This is a genomic window from Halogeometricum sp. S3BR5-2 (assembly GCF_031624635.1).
Lineage (GTDB): Archaea > Halobacteriota > Halobacteria > Halobacteriales > Haloferacaceae > Halogeometricum > Halogeometricum luteum.
Window position 1 is genome coordinate 63,570 of record NZ_JAMQOQ010000007.1, and the last position, 21,228, is coordinate 84,797.

Here is a 21,228-nt window from a genome sequence, read left to right on the forward strand (position 1 = left end):
CCCTGGATTTCGTTGGTGACATCGGATGGGATGAGGGTACAGCGTCGACCCCTTTAGTTCTACGTACGTGTACTGAGATACACGTAAGTGGACACTCATCATCACTTGTTGCTACAGAGAACGCTCCTACTTGCCGAATATCGCATTCCAATGCCCACCCAAGATCAATAAATCACATAGTGGTATACAAAATCTGACGGATGGGGGAACCCAGAGTTTCGGAGGACGGGTTATTTTTGCGCTTTTCTAGGGATTTTCGTGGGTCGGACAGGCCACATCGGTGTCGCATCAACTACTGTTCTCGGTGAGACACCATCGAATGCGCGAAAACAGCCCCAAATTCGACCACTCGCAAAGTGTCGCCACTCACAACAGGCAATCCGAGCTGGTGTAGAGCGCTAATCAGGTGGGATTAGTGGTGAGCAAACCAACTCGACACACTCACCAGCCGTCAGAACCGGTGCATAATCCATCTCACCATTGACACCAGCCTTCAACAGAAAATCGGTGAGCCGCCAGATATTGTGCAGCAGCACCGCGAATACAAAGTAGAACAACCGCACTCGGTAATCTTTCGAGGAGGTCTTCGCCAAGAAGTCGTTCTTGATGCTCTTGTACTCGTTCTCGATCTGCCAGCGACGACTGTACCGACGGCAGAACGTCTCAGCTTCCTTGGGGCCGACTGAGAGGTTCGTCGCAAAGACCGCTGTCTCCCTCCTTTCGTCGAGGGCACGTAGAGAAACTGCATCGCGTGCGAACCGTGATCGACGTGGACAGAGGTCGATTCAACTGCGACTTCTTGCCCATCTTCATCCATCGTCTCTATGTTCTCGCGTTCGGCGCTGTGAATCCGCTTCGGAATGAGGTAGTTCACATTGAGGTTCGAGAGCGTCTGGTAGACCGCTTTCGAGTCAAACTCTCGGTCGCACAGCACCATCTCAATCGGCACGTGCTCCTGTGCGCGTCGAACAAGCCGTCGGAGGACGCGGTGAACCCGATTCGGTGGGTTCTCGTCCCACGACGAACTCTCACGAATAGGTTCGACAGCGAGAATCAGCGGGATGTTCCATCCGACAATCGAGATCGTGGCGAACTTGAACGCCCTTCCTTCGCCGTCCTTTGTCCCGCTAACCATCGGCATTCCTTCCACGTTACCGAAGTAGTGGATGGTTGTGATGTCGATCGCGACGGTGACTGGGCGACGAAACGAGGAGTCCGATTGAATCACTGCGAGGAGTCCTTCCGTCGCCTGTTGAAATCCATCGAGTAGGTTCTCAGGATCAAATTGCTTGACAGCTCGGAGGTGGGTGTCTCCGTGGGGGCCGTACTCTTTGCCTCGTCGGAACTTGAACCGGGCCGCACCCTGTGGAGTACCACAGCCGACCATCCCGATGAACGTCTGAAGCTCAAAGAATCGCGTGTCCTCATACGTCGCGTTCTGGGCTCTCCCGGAGTCGAACGGACCGAAGCCATGCTCACGAGCGAGACGAGTTGTTCGATAAATTTCTTCGTCAGAGATTTCGGCAGCATCCTCAGCCGAGTTAATGGTCTCCTCTGATGACTGCTTGACTTCCTCCAGTGGCCGGACTTCGGGAACCGAGAGATTCTCGTTATGGATTTCCTTGACCAAGCAGTGTGCACTGGCAGTGACATACCCACGAACATCGTCGTCAAAGCGATTGCACCACGTTCGAGAGATGACTGACTCGTCGGGAATTCAGTCGAGACCGAATACATCTGCGAGTTCTGGATGGCGTGTGAGAGACCGATAGCTGTCTCCAGTGACTTCTAGATAGATGAAGAGCTTGAGCATTCCGTGGAACGAGTACGGTGTGGGGTGCCATTCCGGGTAACCGTCTTTCAGCGTCTTGATTTGGAGCTCAAGATTGGTCAGTGCAGTACACAACTCTGTACCTTCTCGAAGGTGCTTGCGGAGTACAAGAGCAGCGACAAATGCGTCGGTCAATCGGCGGCCACGCTGTACCATCGATTTGTTATACCATGAGATGATTAATGATGGTCCTGGCTTTTTAGCTTTGTTGATATTCTTATAAAAATTATGAAAATATACACACGCTATGATTAGACGGACAAGGAAAGTAAAAAGACGGAGTCAATGATAATGGGGTTCTTGAAACGGGACTACGGGGATATTCCGAACATGAAATGTCTTGCCTTGATATTCGACTGTGGTATCTAGTGTCTCGGGAAGGAGTTCAACGAGTCGATCAAACGGGAACGAGGGCGGATTTGAGACTGCTGGAATCATTCTCGGTTCGCTTTTATCGACGGGATAACTGACCCCGACCCACAGAACCCGCTCTGGATACTCTGCCGTGCCGACTGCTGCCTGAGTGCTGACCCGTACCGCCTTTGCTTCGTCTCCGAGATGGTCGTATAACAACCGTTTGATCGTCTCTCTCGCTATCTTTGTCGCTTCAACGAGGAGCCAGCTTTGAAACGACATCTCGTTAGTTCTAGTTGTGGACCCATCTGGTCCAGAATCACGTACCCCGTCGTATTCTCGCGTCACTGACTCCCTTGAGTTAAGAAAATCTGGGGAGTTTCTCCGAATTACTGCCTCGTCGTCAGATACTTTTTGGACACCAAGTATCTCGTCTTCAATGCCGAGTTGGATGGCTGCCACCTCCAGCTGATTCGGGTCCAGGTTGAAACGATTGGCAATAGTATTGAATTTTTCTGGGTCAACTGAGCCCCGCTGGACGAGCAGAGTTCCGAGAGCTGCTGCAACATCGGAGTCCTCGTGAAAGGGGAAGAGTTCATGCGTGGCAGTCATGGTTAGTGAGCGGTGCTAGATAATTATATCTCTGTATTATTAGAGACCCACGTTGACGTTGAACCTGTCTTCGATGTTCTCTATGGCTGTTGCTTGTGCGTACATGGCCTTTCCTTTGTGGATTCCTGCTATCAGGCTGTACGTGTAGTCAGTCCCGTATTCGTGGAAGACAGGACCCCCAGAGTCCCCACTTTGAGAAGTTGCTCGGTAGGCGAAGACAGACCCATCCCAAGAGGAAATGAAACCAGAAGTCCGGCCAGTACTAGCACCTTGTTTCGTGAGTTCGAAATTCTGATTCCCAGCCTGATCGTCGATTTCAGAATTAGTGAGAATCCCGGCATTCACTTCAACGAACTCCGGAGGCGCCTGGAACTCGCCAACGGCCAAGTACAGTACCACGTCCGCAAACTGAAGCGGGCGGGAGAGATCGACGAGGAGTCGTACTTCGGACGAACGCACTACTACGCTCCCGATTTCGACCCCGAGACGAGGAAGACCGTTGCCGTGCTTCGGCGGGAGACGGCACGGGATATTTTGTCCGTTCTCCTCGAGAACGGTCCGAGTCGACCGACCGAACTCATTGAAGCCCTCGGTATCGCGCGAAGCACCCTGGATTACCACGTCAATCGCCTGATCGACTGCGAACTCGTCGAGAAGCGTCGCGGCATCGGTAACCACGTGACGGTCGCCGTCGACGACCGGTCGACCGCGATCGAACTGCTCGAACTCGTTCGGCCGTCGTTCCCCGATCGAATGGTTGACCGGTTCACGAGACTGTTCGACGGTGTGTTGTACGGGCACGGAAACGACGAGGGTGAGTCGTAATCGGGTTCCCGTTTCCGTTCCGGAGAACGCACCAGAATCAGTTTGAACGCGCGGTACCGAACGCGAGTATGAGACGACGTCAGATGCTCCTCGGGGCCGGGACGGTCGCGCTCGGATCGTTGACCGGATGCACGGGGAGTGTCTCGAACGTGTTCGAGATGTCACCCGGCAACACACCTCCTCTCGTCGAGAACCGTCTGAGTGCGGTGTACGTCCCTACCCACGTGGCAAGGGATGAACATGGTCGGGACAGGCACACTCGGTGAGATAAGGGTCGGGCTGATGTACTCGTACCCACACCGATTTTGGATGGTAGAGAAAGAGAACGGCGAGTACGTCACGAACCAAGTGAAGATTCGACAGGAGGATTCGGTGCATCTGATGGCGATCCCGTGGGACGGTGAAACAGGGACGGTTCTCCCCAACACCGGGCTCTCCGTTGAGATAACGCGCGACGGCGAATTGATGAGCGAGGAGGTCATCTCCCCGATGCTCTCTCAGCGAATGGGCTTTCACTACGGTGCGAACTTCTCGCTCGACGGTGATGGCACGTACGACGTCACAGCCAACGTCGGCGGCGTCAGTATCCCGCGGTACGGTTCCTTTGAGGGGAAGTTCAGTTCGGCCGCTCAGACCACTGTCTCGTTCGAGTTCTCCAAACGCGAGCTGAACGACGTTCCGTATCAGCTATTGCGAGACAAGCAGGGCCAGCGCGGAGCGGTGAAGCCGATGAAAATGGAGATGATACCGACCGGATATGCCCCCGACTCGCTTCCGGGCACACCGCTCGGATGGGGAACTAGCGGGGACGCCGTGTTCCTCGGAAGCGTCGTCGAAGCCGAGCGGTTCGGTTCCGGTCCGTACCTCGCTCTCTCCGCCCGCACACCACACAACGGCTTCGTTATCCCCGGAATAGCGCTATCAGCGTCCATCGACGATTCCGATCCCGTCGAACTCTCTCCGGCGCTCGACCCCGAACTCAATTTCCACTACAGCGCAACCGTCGACGACCTCTCTGCTGATAGCGCGGTAGAGGAACCGTCGATGTCCCGCCGCAAGTCGCTCGGCACGAGGGGTACGAGACAGCGTTCTCGCGGATGCCTGCGTTTGAACTCGAGTAGCGATACATCGCTCTCTGTGGCGCTTTCTCCTCATCACTGTAAAAAAGAACCCGGATGGTTACGTCGATTCGTTCGTGTCCCCGAGAACTTCGATGAGCCTCTCCACGAGGTCCTGATCGGATACCGCGTTACCGTACACGCGAACCTTGCTGACCCCCGAGTATCCGTGCTCTCCGGATTTGTCCCGTTCCCAGTAGAGCCACACCGCTTCTTCATCGCCTTCGAGTCCCAGTTCGGCGACGGGGAACTCCAGGGAGAGCGATTTTTCGTTTTCTTGGTCCCCATGTCCGCTACTGGTTTCGACCGTCTCTCCGTCGTTGAGCGGACGCGCTCCGTTCCCACCGTCGAGCGCGGTCCACGACCCGAGCCGGTATCGAACGGGTCTCTCGACTGGGTCGAACGTTTCCGTCCTACCGTCCGAATTCAAGAACTGGGAGGGGTAGACGACGACCTCGACGGACTCGTGCTTGGCTAAGTCGACGAAGTTCTCTTCGTTTCCGGGTTGAACGTCGATGTCAAGTTCGGTGGGAAAATGCGCTGCTGCGGTCTTGCTGAGTAACGGAAGTGCCCCGACTGTAACTGCGGTTGCACCCGCACCCTGAATGAGCCGTCGCCGAGTAAGGTTGATGGATTTTGTTCCGTTTCGTGTTTTACTGTCTTCTCGCATTTACACGAGCACAAGGGGCCTTGTAGAGTCTGTTTCTTATGGCGTATCTCTCGTATCTGGTTTTGTATCGTACCGTTATTATAAGCCATAAGTCCACATCGAGATCTATTCTACAGCATGACGGACTCTAAACGCAAATCATTCCACCGAAAATATATTTTATCATTTGAAATCTGTATTTACAGACCTATTCATTGGAGAAGTGTCCGGACCGGCGAACGACTTTGAGAGCCGAACGACCCACGCCGATTCGGTATTCGGTGGGATGGCCTGTCACTCAACGAGAGCTAGAACATCTCCGGCGAAACTAGGAACTTTGAGGGAAATTGATTCACGATTCCGAGTAGCGTGGCCTGTGATTACTTCCGGGATAGTGGCTCGAAGACTGGATGCGAAAATATGAGAACACAAACAACTACGGATCGGAACAGAATGTGGAGATTAGACTCCGATACGTAGCTGGTACCCCTCTCAGTTCGTTCGTGTTACTGTGTTACCCATAGAACAACATCAATTTGTGGCGAGTTCCTCATTACTGAGAATCCTCCTGCGCTCTTTAGGGCAAGATGCTCAATCAAGAAGCATGGAGCGCAGACGGTATTTAAAAACAGCCAGTGTCGTCGCCACAGGCGGTGTGGCAAGCCTCGCAGGATGCACCAGTTCTGGCACTGAGGGCGACAGCAGTGACTCAACGAGCAAATCGCAACAGACGACCAGTAGCTCTAATGAGACGACCGGGAACTCAAATACGGTGCTGATGGTCACCGAAGGAAGTCAGTATTACTTCGACCCCATCGGATTGTTCGTTGAAACGGGCGATACCGTCTCGTTCAAGATTCGGAGCGGGAACCACTCCGCAACGGCGTATCAGAAAGGGAACGGTCCCGCTTCGGTGACCCGTATCCCGGACGGAGCACAAGCCTTTGATAGCGGAACTCTGAGCGAACGGGGGGCGACCTTCCAGCACACGTTCGAGACGACCGGGACGTTCGATTACTACTGTATCCCACACAAAACTCTGGGTATGGTCGGCCGAATAGTCGTTGGAAAACCAAGAGGTCCAGCTGAGGAAAACATGCCGCCAGACGGAAATGTGCCAAAAAGCGGAACAATCGTCGATAACGGTCTGGTTTCCTACAGCGAATTTAGTAGGTAATAGATTTCTAGCATCGATATCCAAACACTCAATATGCGCTAAATGGGTGAACCAATATGGATCGAAAGCGGTTGCTTCGGCTCTTCTTTGCCTTCGTTCTCGGGGTTTCAAGTCTCGGTCTCGTGTACGGATACGCTGCGGGAGCGACGAACAATACGTTCGAGAACCATCTCTCGAATCAGGGAATCGACAATCCCAACGAGAAAATCGTTCCGCCTCGTGACAACATCACCGTCATCGCGACCGATTCGAACTCGTGGCGGGGTGAGGCGAGCGGCGGTTCTCGCGCTCGAGCGGAACTCGTCGGATTCAATCCGAACGGGAGCGTCCTCTACTACAACGATTCGCACACTCGCTACTGGGACGTTGACCCGGTCGCCGGGACGGAATCGACCGTTGAGTACATGTTCGCGGATCATCTTGACTCGTCAGCGTGTCCGAGTAGTGCAGACCTTTCCCAGCGCCGGGTTAACGAGAGCACGTGGACAGAGTACGAAAGCGCTCGATCGACGGACGCTTGCACGCGGAACGGCTACGAGCGGGTCAATCTGACGACCGGGGAGGTGACCCGAATCTGGAGCGAGACCACACCCGGGAAGGAGGCGACACGCTATCACGACGCCGACCGACTCAATGACACACACTTCGTCGTCGCCGATATCTACCTCGACCGCGTGTTCGTCGTGAACACGACATCCAACCAAACTGAGTGGGTATGGAACGCCAGTTCCTCGTTCTCTCGGGAAACTGGCGGACCTTTCCCCGAAGATTGGACCCACATCAACGACGTTGAGGTCCTTGACGACGGTCGATTCATGGTAAGTGCCCGAAACCAGGACAGAGTCGTTTTCATCAACCAAAATGGTCTTAACCACGAGTGGACACTCGGTGAAGAGGATAATTACAACATCCTCTACGAGCAGCACAACCCCGATTATATTCCGTCCGAACGCGGCGGGCCATCCGTACTCGTCGCGGATTCCGAAAACAACCGCGTCGTCGAGTACCAACGAACGAACGAGAGCTGGCGACAGTCGTGGGTTTGGAGGGATGCGCGGATGCAGTGGCCTCGTGACGCTGACCGGCTTCCGAACGGTCACACGCTCGTCACGGACTCAAACGGAAATCGCGTATTCGAGGTGGACGAGTCGGGAGAAGTCGTTTGGAGCGTCAACATCGCGTTCCCCTACGAGGCGGAACGCCTCGGAACTGGAGACGAGAGTAGCGACGGTCCGAGTGCAGCGCGTGCGAATCTCGATTCCAACACCGGTGATCTCAGCGACCGATTCGTGATCGCTATCAAACAGTATATCCCCGGGAAGTATCTGAACGGTCTCATGTACATCACTCCCGTCTGGATGGGAATCTTGGAGGTACTCGAAGTGGCGATGATACTCGGGACCGGTCTACTGTGGGTTGGAACCGAGTTCGTCTGGTGGAGGCAGGATAGATGAGATTGGGTAGTAAGACCCGTGTGTGAGGTGAGACCGCTCCTCTCTGAAAGCGATTCAACGCCGATGTGAGGAAGCCTATTGTTCCCTCCTTGTCGCAACGACGAGTCAGTGGTATATATCCAGTCTGTAACGTAAGAGTGTACGTCAAATTTCCGCTCAGTGAGAGTCCGCCGTCTATCCCGTTCATTGGCGTTTTTTGCTACTCACTATGCTCTCTGTCGTACTGGTGCCGATTACGTGCTTCTCGTAGCGCGTTCGTATCCACACTTTCTATACATCGTCTAACTGACGGGTGATGTCACTGTAAATCCAACCGAGAATCTGAAAGGAGATACAGATGGAAATCGGATAACGTATCCCGGCGGACGTTCATCATCGAACAAGAGGTGGAGTCACAGTGCCGTCAGAAACCAACTTAGCGTTACAGGATGTCCCCGGTGCGCTGGATGACCCCGCCTGTCAGGCGATCCTTTGGAGACAAGCGATCCCATGACCGCCAACGAACTCGTCAATAGATGCGGAATTCTCCAATCGACGCTGTATCGGTCATTAGACGTCCTCGGCTTGGCCGCGCTTCTCAGAGAACGGGACAAGACTAACCCTAGCGGCGGTCAAACCACCTACTGCAAACGCGCTTTCGACGATGTCCTGATTTCGGTAGAAGAGACTGGTGTATTCTCCGTAACTGTCGAATACGGTTCCCAGACCACCGACGAACGAATCGCAGACATCTGGTTGATGATAGAAGACGAACTATGAACGAAATCGTGACCGCCATCGTCCTTGTGCGGTCGGGGATTTTGCTCCTCGTCAGTGGAATTACCTATCTCGCGTTTAAGACGTACCGTCGAACTGGAGAGCGCACTCTGCGTGCGCTTGGGCTCGGCTTTGGCGTGATCACCGTCGGCACACTTACCACGAGTAGTGCCAATCAATTCTTCTCGGCCCCCCTCGAAATCGGGATACTCGTGAACAGCATTTTTGTCGCTGTTGGCTTCGCAATTATCACGTATTCGCTGTACACTCAACGATGAAATCGATAACAGACCTGCCTCTCGGTCGAGTTCGTCGCGGAACAGGACTAATCACTGTCGGCTGTGTGCTCTTGGCGACGACGTTGCTCGTCAGCGCGACACTCGCTCCTGCGATCGGAGCCGGCTCCGACGGGGAACGAACCCCAGAAACGCTCGTCGGCTCGCAGGGTGGTGGACCAGGGTGGCACAAGTTCGGGAGCGTCTACCATCTCAACGGAACGAACGTCACGTGGCGCGAATCGAGCGCAGACAGCTACTTCGATGTAACGAAGACTGAGAACGGCACTATCCTCGCGGGGTTCATGGATTCCGGCTATCAAAAGTGCGGCCCGTACGACGCACCGTGTACTCGCACGGGGTTCCGTGTCATCGACCCAAGCCCCGAACCGCGCGTCGTGTCAGAGTACAGTTTCCCAGTACGGTCGAGTTCGAACAGCGAAGTTCACGACGTCGAACGACTCGAATCGGGGGAATATCTACTGACGGATATGGAGTACGAGCGCATCTTCACCGTTAAGGATGGCGAGGTGACGTGGCAGTGGAACGCGAGTGAATTCTACGACGCGCCTACCGACCCAACGACGACTGACTGGCTTCATATCAACGACGTCGACGTCATCGGAGAAGGTCGGTATCTCGTGTCCGTCCGCAACGCAAACCAGCTACTTGTCGTTCAACGCGGCGAGGGCGTCACTAACATCATTAACAAGGACACAGACGATTCGAACGATGGAAGCTGTCGGAAATCGGGTCAACTCGCGGATTACGACGGCGACGGCGAGGTTCGGTGCGGTGACCCGACCGTTCTCGATCACCAGCACAATCCGCAGTGGCTCGGAAACGGAGCGGTACTCGTCGCCGACAGCGACAACGACCGCGTGGTCGAACTCCACCGCACCGAGAACGGTGTGTGGGAACCGGCGTGGACGCTTTCGGGTGCAGGCGGTATTCCGTTTAATTGGCCCCGGGACGCCGACCGACTCCCGAACGGAAACACGCTGATCACGGATACGTTGAACCGGCGTCTCGTCGAGGTGAACGAATCGGGTGAGATCGTCTGGAGCGTCGAGACAGACCGGATTCCGTACGAGGCTGATCGGCTTCCGGTCGGCGAACTAGTCGGTGGACCTCACTACAATTCGGATGGGACGACAACAGAAACTCCGTCCGATGACGTCCCCGTCCTATCTCTCATGCTCGTGGGTATCCGGGCTGTCGTCCCATCCACGCCATTCTGGTTCCGAGAGCTACAGCTCGGTCTGACCATCCTCTCGGCGACCCTCGTCATTGTCGGAGGAATCGACCGATATCGCGACTAGCTGTCTTCATTATCGTATTGTACCGTAATCCGGTTTCACTTATCGGTCGCTCGGAGATTTTCTGAGTTTCACAACCGAATTTGTATCCGCTCGCTGTGAGACAACGCACGAATGTCTCCGTCTCGAACAGTTGGGTACGTTAGACACCGGTTGGTGTCCAAGGCGAGAAGAGGCGACGAACAGGCCCAATATGTCCCGAACAGGACGATGTTTAGTATAACAATGAAGCCCTGTTTGCAAGTAATCCCGTCAGACTCACCAGTTTCTCCGTGGAGGCTATCTGAAGGTGAGTATCGACGTAGCCGATACCGTGTGTGAGGTACCTCACCGTCGTTTCGCCTCGGTCCAAACAGACGATAATGGGATTTCCGATTGTTCCGTTGTACGTGATGGATCATCTACGTCGGCGACAGTGGTGTGTACTCTGGCCACGAAACCGTCGATTCCTTTAATTCGGTCGGTGTGACAACGCGATGAGAAGTCTACATCGTAAGTTCGGTATCGACTGTGCGATCGTTTCGTTCTATTCGATGCTGAGGATGCCGCCGGTCAGGAAACGTTTCCTATCCGTTCGTTTTCATCCCTCGTGCCCGTGGCTCGTGCGGTTCGTCGACTTAGCCTCGACATCAGCCGCCCCGAGGAGTTCGACAGTCGCGTGATCCACACCGGCCTCGGTGAGCTGTTCGTGTGCCTGTTGGCGGACCGTCTGCTGGTCTTCGAGCGTTTCGACGTCGTCTCCGAGACGAACGGTCGCGACGGTCAGCTGGCTGCACACCTGCCAGACGTGGAGGTCATCGACCCGTTCGATGCCGTCGATGGACAGCAGTTCATCCCGAAGTCGGTTCGTGTCGAGCGGACTGCGCTGTAGCAGTATCGAGGTGCTCTCCCACAGCACCTTTCCGGCGGACCAGAGCACCAACACGGCGATGAGTACCGCCGCAATTGGATCTGCGATGGGCACCTTGAAGACCGCGATCGCAGCCGTTGAAACGATCACCGCGATAGATCCGCCCGCATCACCGAGAAGGTGGTAAAACGCCCCTCGTTCGTTGAGACTCATCTCACCGCCCTGTAACACGTAAACGGACCCGAGGTTAACGAGTAACCCCCCGGTCGCGATAATCAGTGTCATCGTCGGGTCGATGCTCACTGGATCGAGGAACCGCTGGTACGACTCCCAGAGAATATAGCCGATCATCGGAACGAGCAGTATACCGTTCAAAAACGCAGCGGCGGGTTCGAGGCGGTGTAATCCATACGACCACGTCTGTCCGCCACCGTACCGCTCTGCGGTGTAACTCGCGCTGAACGCCATCGCGTACGCGAGCATGTCGAACAGCATGTGTATCGCGTCGCTTATCAGCGCTACCGACCCGAACAGGATTCCCCCGGCTAACTCGACGACGAATCCCAAGAAGTTGATGACTGCGACGATTGCGAGCGTTCTCGTACTCCCTCCTGAGGCGGATTCAAGAGCGTTCATCTCGTCGTGGTCGTGTCCAGACATGGGGGATCAGTCCTGTTTCGTGCTGTCTGCTCCGCTTTGATCCTTCGTCTTCGATGTTGACGCCTCTGTCGCCTCCGACGAAGCACTATCAGTCGTCTGTGACAGCTCTGGACGCGGTTGATCTGTATTCGACGCTTGACGTTCGCTCTCTTCCACCTCGTCCTGTTCGTCCTCTTCCGCCTCGTTCCGCTCGGACCAATCTTGTGCGTCAGTTCCGACGATTTTCAGTGGCCGGATCCAGACGTACCACACGACGAAGATCGTCGTCCCATACCCGACAATCCACACGATGTCCGCCGCTAGGGCGAGGTTCGCCTCTTCGAGTACGGACACCCCGAGTCCGGGCCCGATCAGGCCGATCGTGATGACGACGAGAAACGACAGTCGAGACGACAGTCCGAACGGATACCGACGAGATTCGTCGTCGGATTCGCGCGTACCGTCTGATGTCACTTGATCCTCCATCGTCTATCGTTGAGGCGTCTCGGCCAATTGCTCGTCCGTGTTCTCCGGCTGGATGCGAGAAAGGCGCATGGCGTTCCCAGTCACGCCGACGGTCATCCCCGCGTCGCCCGCGAGGACGGCCAGCCAGATGGGAACGAGACCGAACGGGACCCCAACGGCGAGCGCCGCCTTGACTCCGAGACTTGCCCAGATGTTCTGTCGGATGACGCTGTTCGCGTCGTTTGCGAGTTCGTACAGGTACGGGAGTTTCGAGAGGTCGTCCGCCATGAGCGCGATGTCAGCGGTTTCGAGCGCGGTATCAGTACCGGCAGCGCCCATTGCGACGCCGACAGTGGCCGTCGCGAGCGCGGGTGCGTCGTTGATGCCGTCACCGACCATCGCGACGCCGTCGTACTCCTCGACGAATTCGTCTATTGCTGACACCTTCTCGTCCGGGAGCAGTTCGGCGCGGAATTCGTCGACACCGACCTGTTTGGCGATTGCCTGTGCGGTTCGCTCGTTGTCCCCCGTGAGCATCACGGTGCGCTTGACGCCGAGGTCCTTCAACCGAGCGATAGTCCGTTTTGCCTGCGGTCGGATTTCGTCCGCGACGGCGATGATGCCCTCCAGTTCGTCCTCCGTTCCGACGAGGATGACGGTCTTCCCCTCGGATTGGAGTTTCGGGACGGCGTCTTCGAGTAGGTCGAGGCAGTTGTGACGGTCGCAGAGTTGACGGGCGGCCTGGGTGACCACACCGCCGTCGGTCGTCGCGTGGACGTGCGAGAGGTCAAATCCGAGTTCCTCGAAGAGACCGGGCTTCCCGGCGAAGTGTGGCTTACCGTCGAGCGTCGCACGGACGCCCTTGCCGGTGATGCTCTCGAACTGGTCTATCTCGCGCCCTTCGACGCCAGCGTTGGTCGCTTCTGCGACGATGGCTTCGCCGATAGGGTGTTCGCTCCGCTGTTCGAGGCCGCGCGCGCAGTTCAGTACGTCTTCCTCGTTGTTCCCGTTCAGAGGGACGACGTCTGTCACAGCGAGTTCACCCTTGGTGAGCGTGCCCGTTTTGTCGAAGGCGACGACGTCGACAGCGCCCATCGCTTCGAGATGGTTTCCGCCCTTGATGAGGACGCCGTTCTTCGCGGCACTCGTGATACCCGAAACGACGGAGACAGGCGTGGAGATGACGAACGCACACGGACACGCGAGAACCAAGAGCGTGAGACCGTAGACGACTGCGGTCGACCACGACGTGCCGAGAACGTACGGACTGCCGAGTGTGACGAGGATGGCAACTCCAACGACGACCGGTGTGTAGTACGCCGAGAACCGTTCGACGAACTGTTCACGTTCGGTCTTGTTGGACTGAGCGTCCTCGACCATCTCGACGATTCGCGAGAGCGTGTTGTCGCTCGCTTCGGAGGTGACCTGAACCTCGAGGTAGCCCTCCTCGTTGATCGTCCCGGCGTACACCTCGTCCCCGGTCGTCTTGTCGACGGGGACGCTCTCGCCGGTGATGGGCGCTTGATTGACCGCGCTCTCCCCGTCAGTGACTTCGCCGTCCATCGGTATCTTCTCACCGGGTTTGACCACCACGACGTCGCCGACAACGACGTCGTCGACGGGGACGGTCACCTCCTCGCCGTCACGTTTGACGGTCGCCTCGTCGGGCGAGAGATCCATCAACTCCTGCAGCGAGTTGCGGGCGCGGTCCATCGAGTAGCGTTCGAGCAATTCGGCGACGCTGAAGAGGAACGCGAGGGTCGCAGCCTCGAAGTACAGCGCTTCGCCGAACGCGAGACTAGCGACCAGTGCGCCGACGATAGCGACGGACATCAGGAAGTCGATGTCGAGGTTCAGGTTTCGGGCCGAGTAGTACCCGTTTCGGAGTATCTCTTGGCCACCGACTGCGATAGCCACCAAGAAGAGGACGTCGGCGACGAACAATTCCCGACTGACGACGGTCGCCACTTCGGCGTTCTGTCCGACGAGAAAGAACTCGAACAACAATCCGAGCGCGACGAATCCACCGCTGATCCATGTCTTAATCGCGCGGGTGTTCGTCCAGATGCTCTCTTCGGAGTCCTCGCTTCTGGAACCTGAGTGTCTCCCCGTCGTCGTGTCAGTCACCTCGTAGCCAGCACTCTCGATGGCGGCGACGATGTCCGACTCGCTGGTAGCGGACTCGTCGTATGTGATGGTCACCTTCCCCGTGGTAGGTTGAGTAGCGTACGTCGACACGCCGTCGACGCGTTCGAGGGCGTTTTCGATCTTCCCCGCGCAGGAGGGGCAGTCCATCTCCGGCACGGTGAACTTCGCTGTGATTTCCCCGTCGTCTTCCACGCGGTAGCCCGCCTTTTCTATGCGGCCGCTGATTGACGCTGGTGTCGTCTGCTCGGGGTCGTAGGAGACGGTGAGCGTCCCGGTCGTAACCGCCGGGTCGACGCCGTTGATTCCGTCGAGTTTGCGGACGCTGTTTTCGACCTTTCCCGCGCAGGAGGGGCAGTCCATCTCCGGTACAGAGAACTGCGCGACATCTCCTCGATCCATCGATTCTGACGTCGGCTCCGTCGGTCCGTGATCGTGATCGTGGTCATGGTCGTGATTGTGATCATGCGACTGTGAATCTCCTGGTTCGTCTGGCTCACGATGCGGAGAGGTCATTACCAGAAACGAGGGACTCCGAAGTTATTAATCCAACTGCTACTAGTTCATCCGTGAGTATGCAGAATTAACAACGGACCATCATAGAATTACTAACCGACTGCTTCAATCGAATTGTCTGAGGCCGAGAATAGGAGGGACTTAGAGAGAGGAGAAACATCGTAGGTGCATGGAAGAGATTGCCCGAACGCTGAGCGGGAAGACCGTATTCGGTTCGGTTTTCGCGGCCAGTATCGTCATCGGCGCGGTGTTCGGCTTGGTTCTCGGAACGAGCACGAAGATACAGCATATCTCGGTTTCCGACTGGATCACGTTTCATCCGACCCCCACCGGAATGGCTCTCTACGGAGCGACGGCCGCTGCCGTCTTAGTCGGTGCGGTCTTGGGTATCGTACTCCTGCTCTCCCGTTTCGACGAAGATGCGATCTGACAGCAGGTTTTTCGACAACCGCAGATGTCCAACGTGAGACGGATGACCCGGTAGAATTCGTGAATAGAATTATCAGTACTGCTTCCGATTCAGAGCGCATGTGCATCTACTGTAACGACCACGAAGAATCGCCGGAAGACGACGCGACTCGAGCAACTACGAACGAGGCGACGTCCGCAGACGAAGCGCTGAATCGGACTACTGGGGGAGTACTCTCACGAATAAAGGCGTCTATCGTCGCGTACGTCGAACACTGAGCGTCGTACGTGCCGACTACTGGGCAGAGTTTCACCGGGCTACCGAACCGACGGTACATTTCGCTGGAGGCATGTCGAGAAACGCGGTCTCGTACCCGTCGTGACGGGCGAGTTGCGGAGGGGTCACCGTCTCGATCACGACCGAATCGCTGGCTTGTAACTCCTCGACGGGAGCACGATAGTAGCATCCGATCTCGGGATCGATAGTTGCTCGAAGTTTCCGCTTCAGAATGGTCGTCTGTTTTCGGTTCACGGACCCCGTGAGTGCCATTCGAGGAAGCATGATACGATTGTACGGTGTTCGTGGAGAGACGAGTAGCGTAGGCTGGCCGTTCTTGCTGAATCGAGAGTCTCCGTCTACCAGGCTGATGAGAAAAGACACGTCGTCTGAAGTTACTTCCCCGATCGACTGTCCCGGAAGTTCTTCTCTCGGGGGGACGCGAGGTGATGGAACGGATTTCATATCCATCAACTCCACCGTTCCTTTCGTACCCGCTTTCTCCCCCAACCGCCGAATCGGGAGGTTGTAGGTTTCGCTCGTGTCAAACGTAAAGCCAACTGTTACTGACTGAGATTTCGTGAACCGCCCATCAAGTGCACCTGTCCGCTCCGTTTGAAGTGGCCCCGCGCTGATTGTGGCTCGGTAGTTCCCCTCTCCGTTTAGTGCGACGTTGTCGCCGTAGTGAAAGCCCATATTAGGGGAGATCATAGGCCATAGATTGGTATTCGTTACTTTACCGTCGCTATCTTCGATCGTCACAGAGAGATCGATTGGAAGGATCGTATCGCTCTTTGCATCCCAAACGCTTGCCATCAGGTGAAGCGAGTCGTCGGACTGAACAACCACTTTCTCCTTCCTGGTTCCGGTGAGATTCCAGAATCGGTGCGGATACGAGTACATGAGGCCGACCCCCAACCCGTTTTTCGTGGCTGTACCGTACATACCCATCCCCTCCACGATAGCCGGATAGTACACCGCATCGGGTTTATTCTTGACCTGAGGTGGATCCCGCCACGCTGACTGCGTCTCGAATCCGAGACGGCTGAGACACCCCGTTAATCCGATGCAGCTCGCCAGTCCGGTCCCTCGTTTGAGAAACGACCTCCGTCTCATATCGATTACGTGTACCCATGTAAGGGAGAGGTTTCTGGTGTGGATACCGAAGCGGAACACCGCTGTAGACGACGCGGAAGTCGAGTTCTCGTGCACTGCTACTGGTTTGCAAAAGAGCTCCGAATGCTGAACCAGAACGATTTCAAAGACGCACTGAGTAGTTCCGTGTACCGGTCACCGATCGAAATGTCACAGATACAAACAACCGTTCCAGAGGGTGAAACGCCCGCAGGCACGTGTGAGTACTGCGGACATCCGTTCCCGACCACCGACCGTCTTGTGCTTCACAGAGGTAGAGAACATAGTCAGCGGCTTGACGACATCGACAAGGAGAAGTTCAAGTCCGCATTTACGGAAGAAGAAGACGCTCTCCGCAGTCTGCGTTTGAGAGCGCTCGCAATACTGGTCATCTTGTACTTCGGGTTGTTGAACGTCTATGCCGTCTTCGCCTGATTCGACCTCCAGCGAACTGATCCATTCAGACGTGCGATCGGAACGCTGGTCGATGAGGGATAGATTGCGAGCGACTCTTTCAGCACCCCAAATCAGGGTTGCTGTGCAGTGTCTGCTCTGGATATCCGCGCTGGTCCTGTTCGTTGACACCGCATCAGCGGGGAATGGCCTAACCCTCTCGAAGCAACCCAGAGACACACTCGCAGTTCCTCGATGGCTCTATCTCGCCACTGGGGGCGCCACTATCGGTGCGTCGGCTCTCCTCGCGAGTTTTGTGACCGATCGAGCGTTTATCCGTTATCTTCACAACTGGTCGAAGACCCTCCCAACGATTGAGAGTTGGTGGCAACCAGTAGTCTGGATCGCACGTGGTCTCGGCGTCACCACCCTCGCTCTCACAGTATATCTCGGATACGTAGGTCCCCAACTCCCGACCTCAAGTCTCGCCATCTTGGTCACGTTCGCTGGAGTTCGTGCTGGCCTGCCCATCTTCACGTATCTTGTCGGAAATATTTGGCCAGTACTCAATCCGTGGCGGACCGTCGCATCCGTCCTCCCATCTGGATGGCTCGAATATCCAGGCTCGCTCAAGCGATGGCCGGCGGTTGTAGGGCTGTTGGGTCTCGTCTGGGTCGAAGTTATCTTTCCCGTCAGTACTGTCCCGGCAGTGCTCGCGACCGCAATTGTACTATACACGGCAGTCACGCTCGCCGGTGCGCTCGTGTTCGGCCCCGAACCGTGGTTCGGAAACGTTGACCCTCTCTCCGTACTCTTCCGATTTTACGGTGGCGTCTCTCCTCTCACACGACACACAGGAACCGTAGAGATGAAGCTCCCAGGAGGGGATCTCCAACACTCGGACGTCGTTGCTGATACCTCTGACATCGCATTCATCATCGCACTCGTTTGGGAACTGACGTACAGCGGGTTCATCACGACGAGTGCTGGATCAACGACGATCAGGACCATCGTCGAACTCAACTTCCCTGGGTTCGTGAGTGCAGAGGTTCGTGCAGTCGCCGTATACACACTCTTGCTCCTCGCTGGATATCTCGTCTTTTTCGCCGCATACTGGTACGCTGGTCGCGTCTCACGGCGCCGTACCGGCACCTACATCACTGCTCGAACGATCAGGTATCAGTTCGCGTCCCCACTCTTAGCGATCGCGGCAGGGTATCATCTGGCTCACTACGCAGGGCTGTTCGTCTCTCTAAGTCCTGCGCTGGTACTCGCTCTCACATCACCGCTCTCTCCACCGTCGAATCCGCTGGTCCTCTCGCCACCAGGCTGGTTTGACGGATTCAACATTGCGTCTATCCTCGTCGGACATCTACTCGCCGTCTGGACGGCTCACACTCTGGGATACGACCTCTTCTCCAGCCGACTCGTTGCGGTCCGGAGCCAGTATCCGTTCGTTGCCGTCATGATCGGTTACACGGTCGTCAGCCTCTGGATTATCTCCCTTCCCGGTGCGATTCCTCCGTATCTATCCTGAGCACAACAGAATACATCTCACCGGAGAATTTGTGGGCGTGATCGAGACGCTTTAATTTCGGCTCAGTTCCGCCGTTAGAGCGTCAGCGTCATCGGTTTCATATCGACAAACGCAGTTTCGTACCCCTCGTGGCGAGAGGTTTGGGGTGGCGAATCGATAGTTATTGTGAACTCGTCGCCAGACTGCACGTCCGAGACGACCGCGCCGTAGTGATAGCGCAGCTTGGGATCGATCGTCGACTGTAAGATTCCATCGAACACCGTGGATCCATCACGAGTTAACGTTCCCGAAACAGACATCATCGGGAGCATAGTTCGATTGTAGGGTGTCCGCGGTGACACGGCTAGATACTGCTGATTTCGATCTCCACCGAACCGCGATGCGTCTTCGAGTACCGTCACTACAAATTTTGCGTCCCCGCTCGTCGCCGTTCCACGGACATCGCCAGGAAGCGCATCGGGTTTCGGGACCTGAGAACTCGGCAACGTCTCCACATTCATCAGATCAACTGCGCCCCTCGTTCCTTCCTTGTCTGCAGGGATATCCGTATACGATATCTCTTCGAGTGTAGATTTTCTAAACTCAAACTCGAACGCGAATGAGACGTTTCCTTCGTTCCCTGACAGAGACCCCACCCGCCGAGTTGACGGACCGCCGACCCGTACTTTGACCGTATAAGAACCGTCTCCATTGAGTTGAGCGTTGTCACCGAAGTGGAACCCCATCGGTTGGGAGAGCATCGGCCACGGTGCGAACTGATCGACCGAGTTCCCATTTTGAGTGATGTAGACCTGGGGGTTGATATCGGGGGGAATGATTTCCGTTTCTGTCTCCCATACGACCGGCATCAAGTGAAGCGAATCCTCTGACTGGATGTCTACTTTTGAGATACCATCCGGCTTCATTAGCCAGAATCGGTGGGCGTACGAATAGGTGAGTGCACAGCTATAGCCGCCTTGAGTCTTCACGTTCGATGTTTTCATCCCCTCGTAGTGGCTCGGGAAGTAGACGGCATCTGGTCGATTTTCAGGGAGTGGCGGGGCCCGCGCGGACTGCGTCTGAAACAGCCCTGTGCATCCCGCGAGGCCGATTAAGGACGTTCCTCCGAGGGTTCCGAGAACGTCACGACGACGCATTGTCTACCCCTTGAGAATTCTCAGACGGAAGTACGGGCGGAAGTGCACGCAACGGCCGTGGTGGCACTAAGTAGTTACCGCGGTGCTCTGTCTGAACATACTGGAGAATCCCGTTATTGTTTCGTTGTCCAACCGCTGATTGTTCAACCACATCAGTCCCGTTCATCGCTTCCCGCGTCGCCACAAAATCACTAATTCCTCGTTGGAGCGCCAGAAAATGGAGGCCTGCCTGTCCGCCGTCGGTTGAATCAAAATCCCGCCGGAGGATAACTGGGCTGTTGTTTTCGCGGGCGGATGTCATCTTCTGAGAATGACCGACGACACCCATTTCACGAGCGGTCTCAGTCGCGGGTCCGCAGTCCTCGACCTGACTACTCGTTCCGAGGTTATCTCCTGGTCCTTCCACGACATCGTTTTCGGCGTGATACGGACAGAACATCTTCGCCTCGCGCTGCCAGCGGTCGTCTTGGTTGTACCACTGATTCAGGTTGAGCTGGAGTTTCGAGATGTGCTGTGTTGTTCCTCCCGCGAACGGCCCCGACTGGATCGTAACTCGGTCCTCACTCGCCTGATTCTTTTCGAATCCAGATTTGAAACCCATGAATAGAGGCGCATCGTCCGGAACTTTGTCGGCAGGGATCCCATCGGCATCGTCAGCGTTTTCGGCCGGAAGTCCATCACCAACGAATCCGGTTCGACGGTCGACGACTTCAAACATGTCGGTCAGCGCGGCGTCCGGTTGTTCGATACCGTTGAGGGTTCCTTTTTTCCCCTTAAGCGCTTCCTCTGCCCCGAGGATGACCGGTGCATTGTTGCTCGCGAGATGGACGACAGCATCGGGCGTATCCAATTCAGGGTCTTCGAACGAAGCAAGCGCTTTCGGCGCCGGGAGGTCAACGCTTTCGGGGAGTGCCGAATCGAACCGACTGAAGTACGCCGGAGAGTAGCTCATCGTAAGTAAGAGACCGGTTCCACTCCGTTCGTACGCTCGTTCGACACCACGAAGCGCCTTCTCAACGCTTTTCCTGTCTTTCTCGACTGGCGGACCGCTACGGCTGTACTTCAGGTATAGCAGGACGTGATGGCGCGGGGGGACGGTATTTCCCTGGTCGTCTCGTGGGAGCACTTCGTTCCACGCATGTTGACGTCGAGGAAGCGACGATAGGTTCTCCGGCCCCGTCGGAACATCTACTGATCCTCGTCCTAGGCACGCACTGAGTGCTGCCGCCCCACCGATAGCGACGGCTGACTTCATAAAATCCCTCCGCGGGACGCCTCGTCTATCAGCCATTAATTCGAATTCGGTCCACAGACAAAAATGGGTTCTGGTGAACTTATCGAACCGGATGACCGCCGAT

General features: G+C 56.0%; 17 protein-coding genes and 1 pseudogene. 10 read left to right on the top strand and 8 right to left on the bottom strand.

Going from position 1 to position 21,228, the window contains the following annotated elements; genetic code table 11:
• Window positions 1–398: 398 nt before the first annotated feature.
• Window positions 399–1,987, bottom strand: a pseudogene (locus NDI79_RS20875) (transposase).
• A gap of 126 nt (window positions 1,988–2,113) precedes the next feature.
• The gene (locus NDI79_RS20880; protein ID WP_310930620.1) at window positions 2,114–2,797 is read right to left on the bottom strand and encodes a hypothetical protein; all 684 of its coding nucleotides are present in this window, start codon (window positions 2,795–2,797) and stop codon (window positions 2,114–2,116) included.
• Window positions 2,798–2,959: 162 nt separating this feature from the next.
• On the opposite strand from NDI79_RS20880, the gene NDI79_RS20885 reads away from it, so the two are divergent.
• From NDI79_RS20885 to NDI79_RS20915, 7 genes are all read left to right on the top strand, one after another.
• Window positions 2,960–3,622, top strand: coding sequence for a winged helix-turn-helix transcriptional regulator (locus NDI79_RS20885; RefSeq protein ID WP_310930621.1), 663 nt, complete (start codon window positions 2,960–2,962; stop codon window positions 3,620–3,622).
• A gap of 240 nt (window positions 3,623–3,862) precedes the next feature.
• Window positions 3,863–5,218, top strand: coding sequence for a DUF7350 domain-containing protein (locus NDI79_RS20890; RefSeq protein WP_310930622.1), 1,356 nt, complete (start codon window positions 3,863–3,865; stop codon window positions 5,216–5,218).
• A gap of 826 nt (window positions 5,219–6,044) precedes the next feature.
• Complete coding sequence (locus tag NDI79_RS20895; protein ID WP_310930623.1) at window positions 6,045–6,566, top strand: plastocyanin/azurin family copper-binding protein; 522 nt, start codon at window positions 6,045–6,047, stop codon at window positions 6,564–6,566.
• A gap of 56 nt (window positions 6,567–6,622) precedes the next feature.
• Window positions 6,623–8,020, top strand: a complete 1,398-nt coding sequence (locus NDI79_RS20900; RefSeq protein WP_310930624.1) for an arylsulfotransferase family protein — start codon at window positions 6,623–6,625, stop codon at window positions 8,018–8,020.
• 489 nt (window positions 8,021–8,509) lie between these two features.
• Window positions 8,510–8,779, top strand: a complete 270-nt coding sequence (locus tag NDI79_RS20905; RefSeq protein ID WP_310930625.1) for an ArsR family transcriptional regulator — start codon at window positions 8,510–8,512, stop codon at window positions 8,777–8,779.
• On the top strand, window positions 8,776–9,054 hold the full coding sequence (locus tag NDI79_RS20910; RefSeq protein ID WP_310930626.1) for a DUF7521 family protein: 279 nt from the start codon (window positions 8,776–8,778) through the stop codon (window positions 9,052–9,054). The genes NDI79_RS20905 and NDI79_RS20910 overlap by 4 nt, the downstream gene beginning before the upstream one ends.
• Window positions 9,051–10,373, top strand: coding sequence for an aryl-sulfate sulfotransferase (locus NDI79_RS20915; protein ID WP_310930627.1), 1,323 nt, complete (start codon window positions 9,051–9,053; stop codon window positions 10,371–10,373). Before NDI79_RS20910 ends, NDI79_RS20915 begins: the two co-directional genes overlap by 4 nt.
• Before the next feature lie 577 nt (window positions 10,374–10,950).
• Here the strand turns inward: NDI79_RS20915 and NDI79_RS20920 are convergent.
• Genes NDI79_RS20920 through NDI79_RS20930 form a run of 3 tightly spaced genes read right to left on the bottom strand, consistent with a single transcriptional unit; the run spans window position 10,951 to window position 14,985 of the window.
• On the bottom strand, window positions 10,951–11,880 hold the full coding sequence (locus tag NDI79_RS20920; RefSeq protein ID WP_310930628.1) for a cation diffusion facilitator family transporter: 930 nt from the start codon (window positions 11,878–11,880) through the stop codon (window positions 10,951–10,953).
• 6 nt (window positions 11,881–11,886) lie between these two features.
• The gene (locus NDI79_RS20925; RefSeq protein ID WP_310930629.1) at window positions 11,887–12,345 is read right to left on the bottom strand and encodes a DUF7996 family protein; all 459 of its coding nucleotides are present in this window, start codon (window positions 12,343–12,345) and stop codon (window positions 11,887–11,889) included.
• A gap of 3 nt (window positions 12,346–12,348) precedes the next feature.
• Window positions 12,349–14,985, bottom strand: coding sequence for a heavy metal translocating P-type ATPase (locus NDI79_RS20930; RefSeq protein WP_310930630.1), 2,637 nt, complete (start codon window positions 14,983–14,985; stop codon window positions 12,349–12,351).
• Window positions 14,986–15,154: 169 nt separating this feature from the next.
• Between NDI79_RS20930 and NDI79_RS20935 the strand changes: the two genes are divergently transcribed.
• Window positions 15,155–15,415 carry a DUF7520 family protein gene (locus NDI79_RS20935; RefSeq protein ID WP_310930631.1) on the top strand — a complete coding sequence of 87 codons (261 nt, stop codon included), beginning with the start codon at window positions 15,155–15,157 and terminating at the stop codon, window positions 15,413–15,415.
• 288 nt (window positions 15,416–15,703) lie between these two features.
• Here the strand turns inward: NDI79_RS20935 and NDI79_RS20940 are convergent, their stop codons facing one another.
• Window positions 15,704–16,615 (bottom strand): iron transporter, encoded by a 912-nt coding sequence (locus tag NDI79_RS20940; protein ID WP_310930632.1) that lies wholly within the window; start codon window positions 16,613–16,615, stop codon window positions 15,704–15,706.
• A 210-nt stretch (window positions 16,616–16,825) separates the two neighbouring features.
• Between NDI79_RS20940 and NDI79_RS20945 the strand changes: the two genes are divergently transcribed.
• The gene (locus NDI79_RS20945) at window positions 16,826–17,239 is read left to right on the top strand and encodes a hypothetical protein (RefSeq protein WP_310930633.1); all 414 of its coding nucleotides are present in this window, start codon (window positions 16,826–16,828) and stop codon (window positions 17,237–17,239) included.
• 52 nt (window positions 17,240–17,291) lie between these two features.
• Window positions 17,292–18,734 carry a hypothetical protein gene (locus NDI79_RS20950; protein ID WP_425499643.1) on the top strand — a complete coding sequence of 481 codons (1,443 nt, stop codon included), beginning with the start codon at window positions 17,292–17,294 and terminating at the stop codon, window positions 18,732–18,734.
• Between the two features lie 74 nt (window positions 18,735–18,808).
• On the opposite strand, the gene NDI79_RS20955 is transcribed toward NDI79_RS20950, so the two are convergent.
• Window positions 18,809–19,639 carry a DUF7350 domain-containing protein gene (locus NDI79_RS20955; protein ID WP_310930635.1) on the bottom strand — a complete coding sequence of 277 codons (831 nt, stop codon included), beginning with the start codon at window positions 19,637–19,639 and terminating at the stop codon, window positions 18,809–18,811.
• Window positions 19,640–19,856: 217 nt separating this feature from the next.
• Entirely contained in the window at window positions 19,857–21,161 is a 1,305-nt protein-coding gene (locus tag NDI79_RS20960; protein WP_310930636.1) for a DUF7405 family protein, read from the bottom strand.
• Window positions 21,162–21,228: the final 67 nt, after the last annotated feature.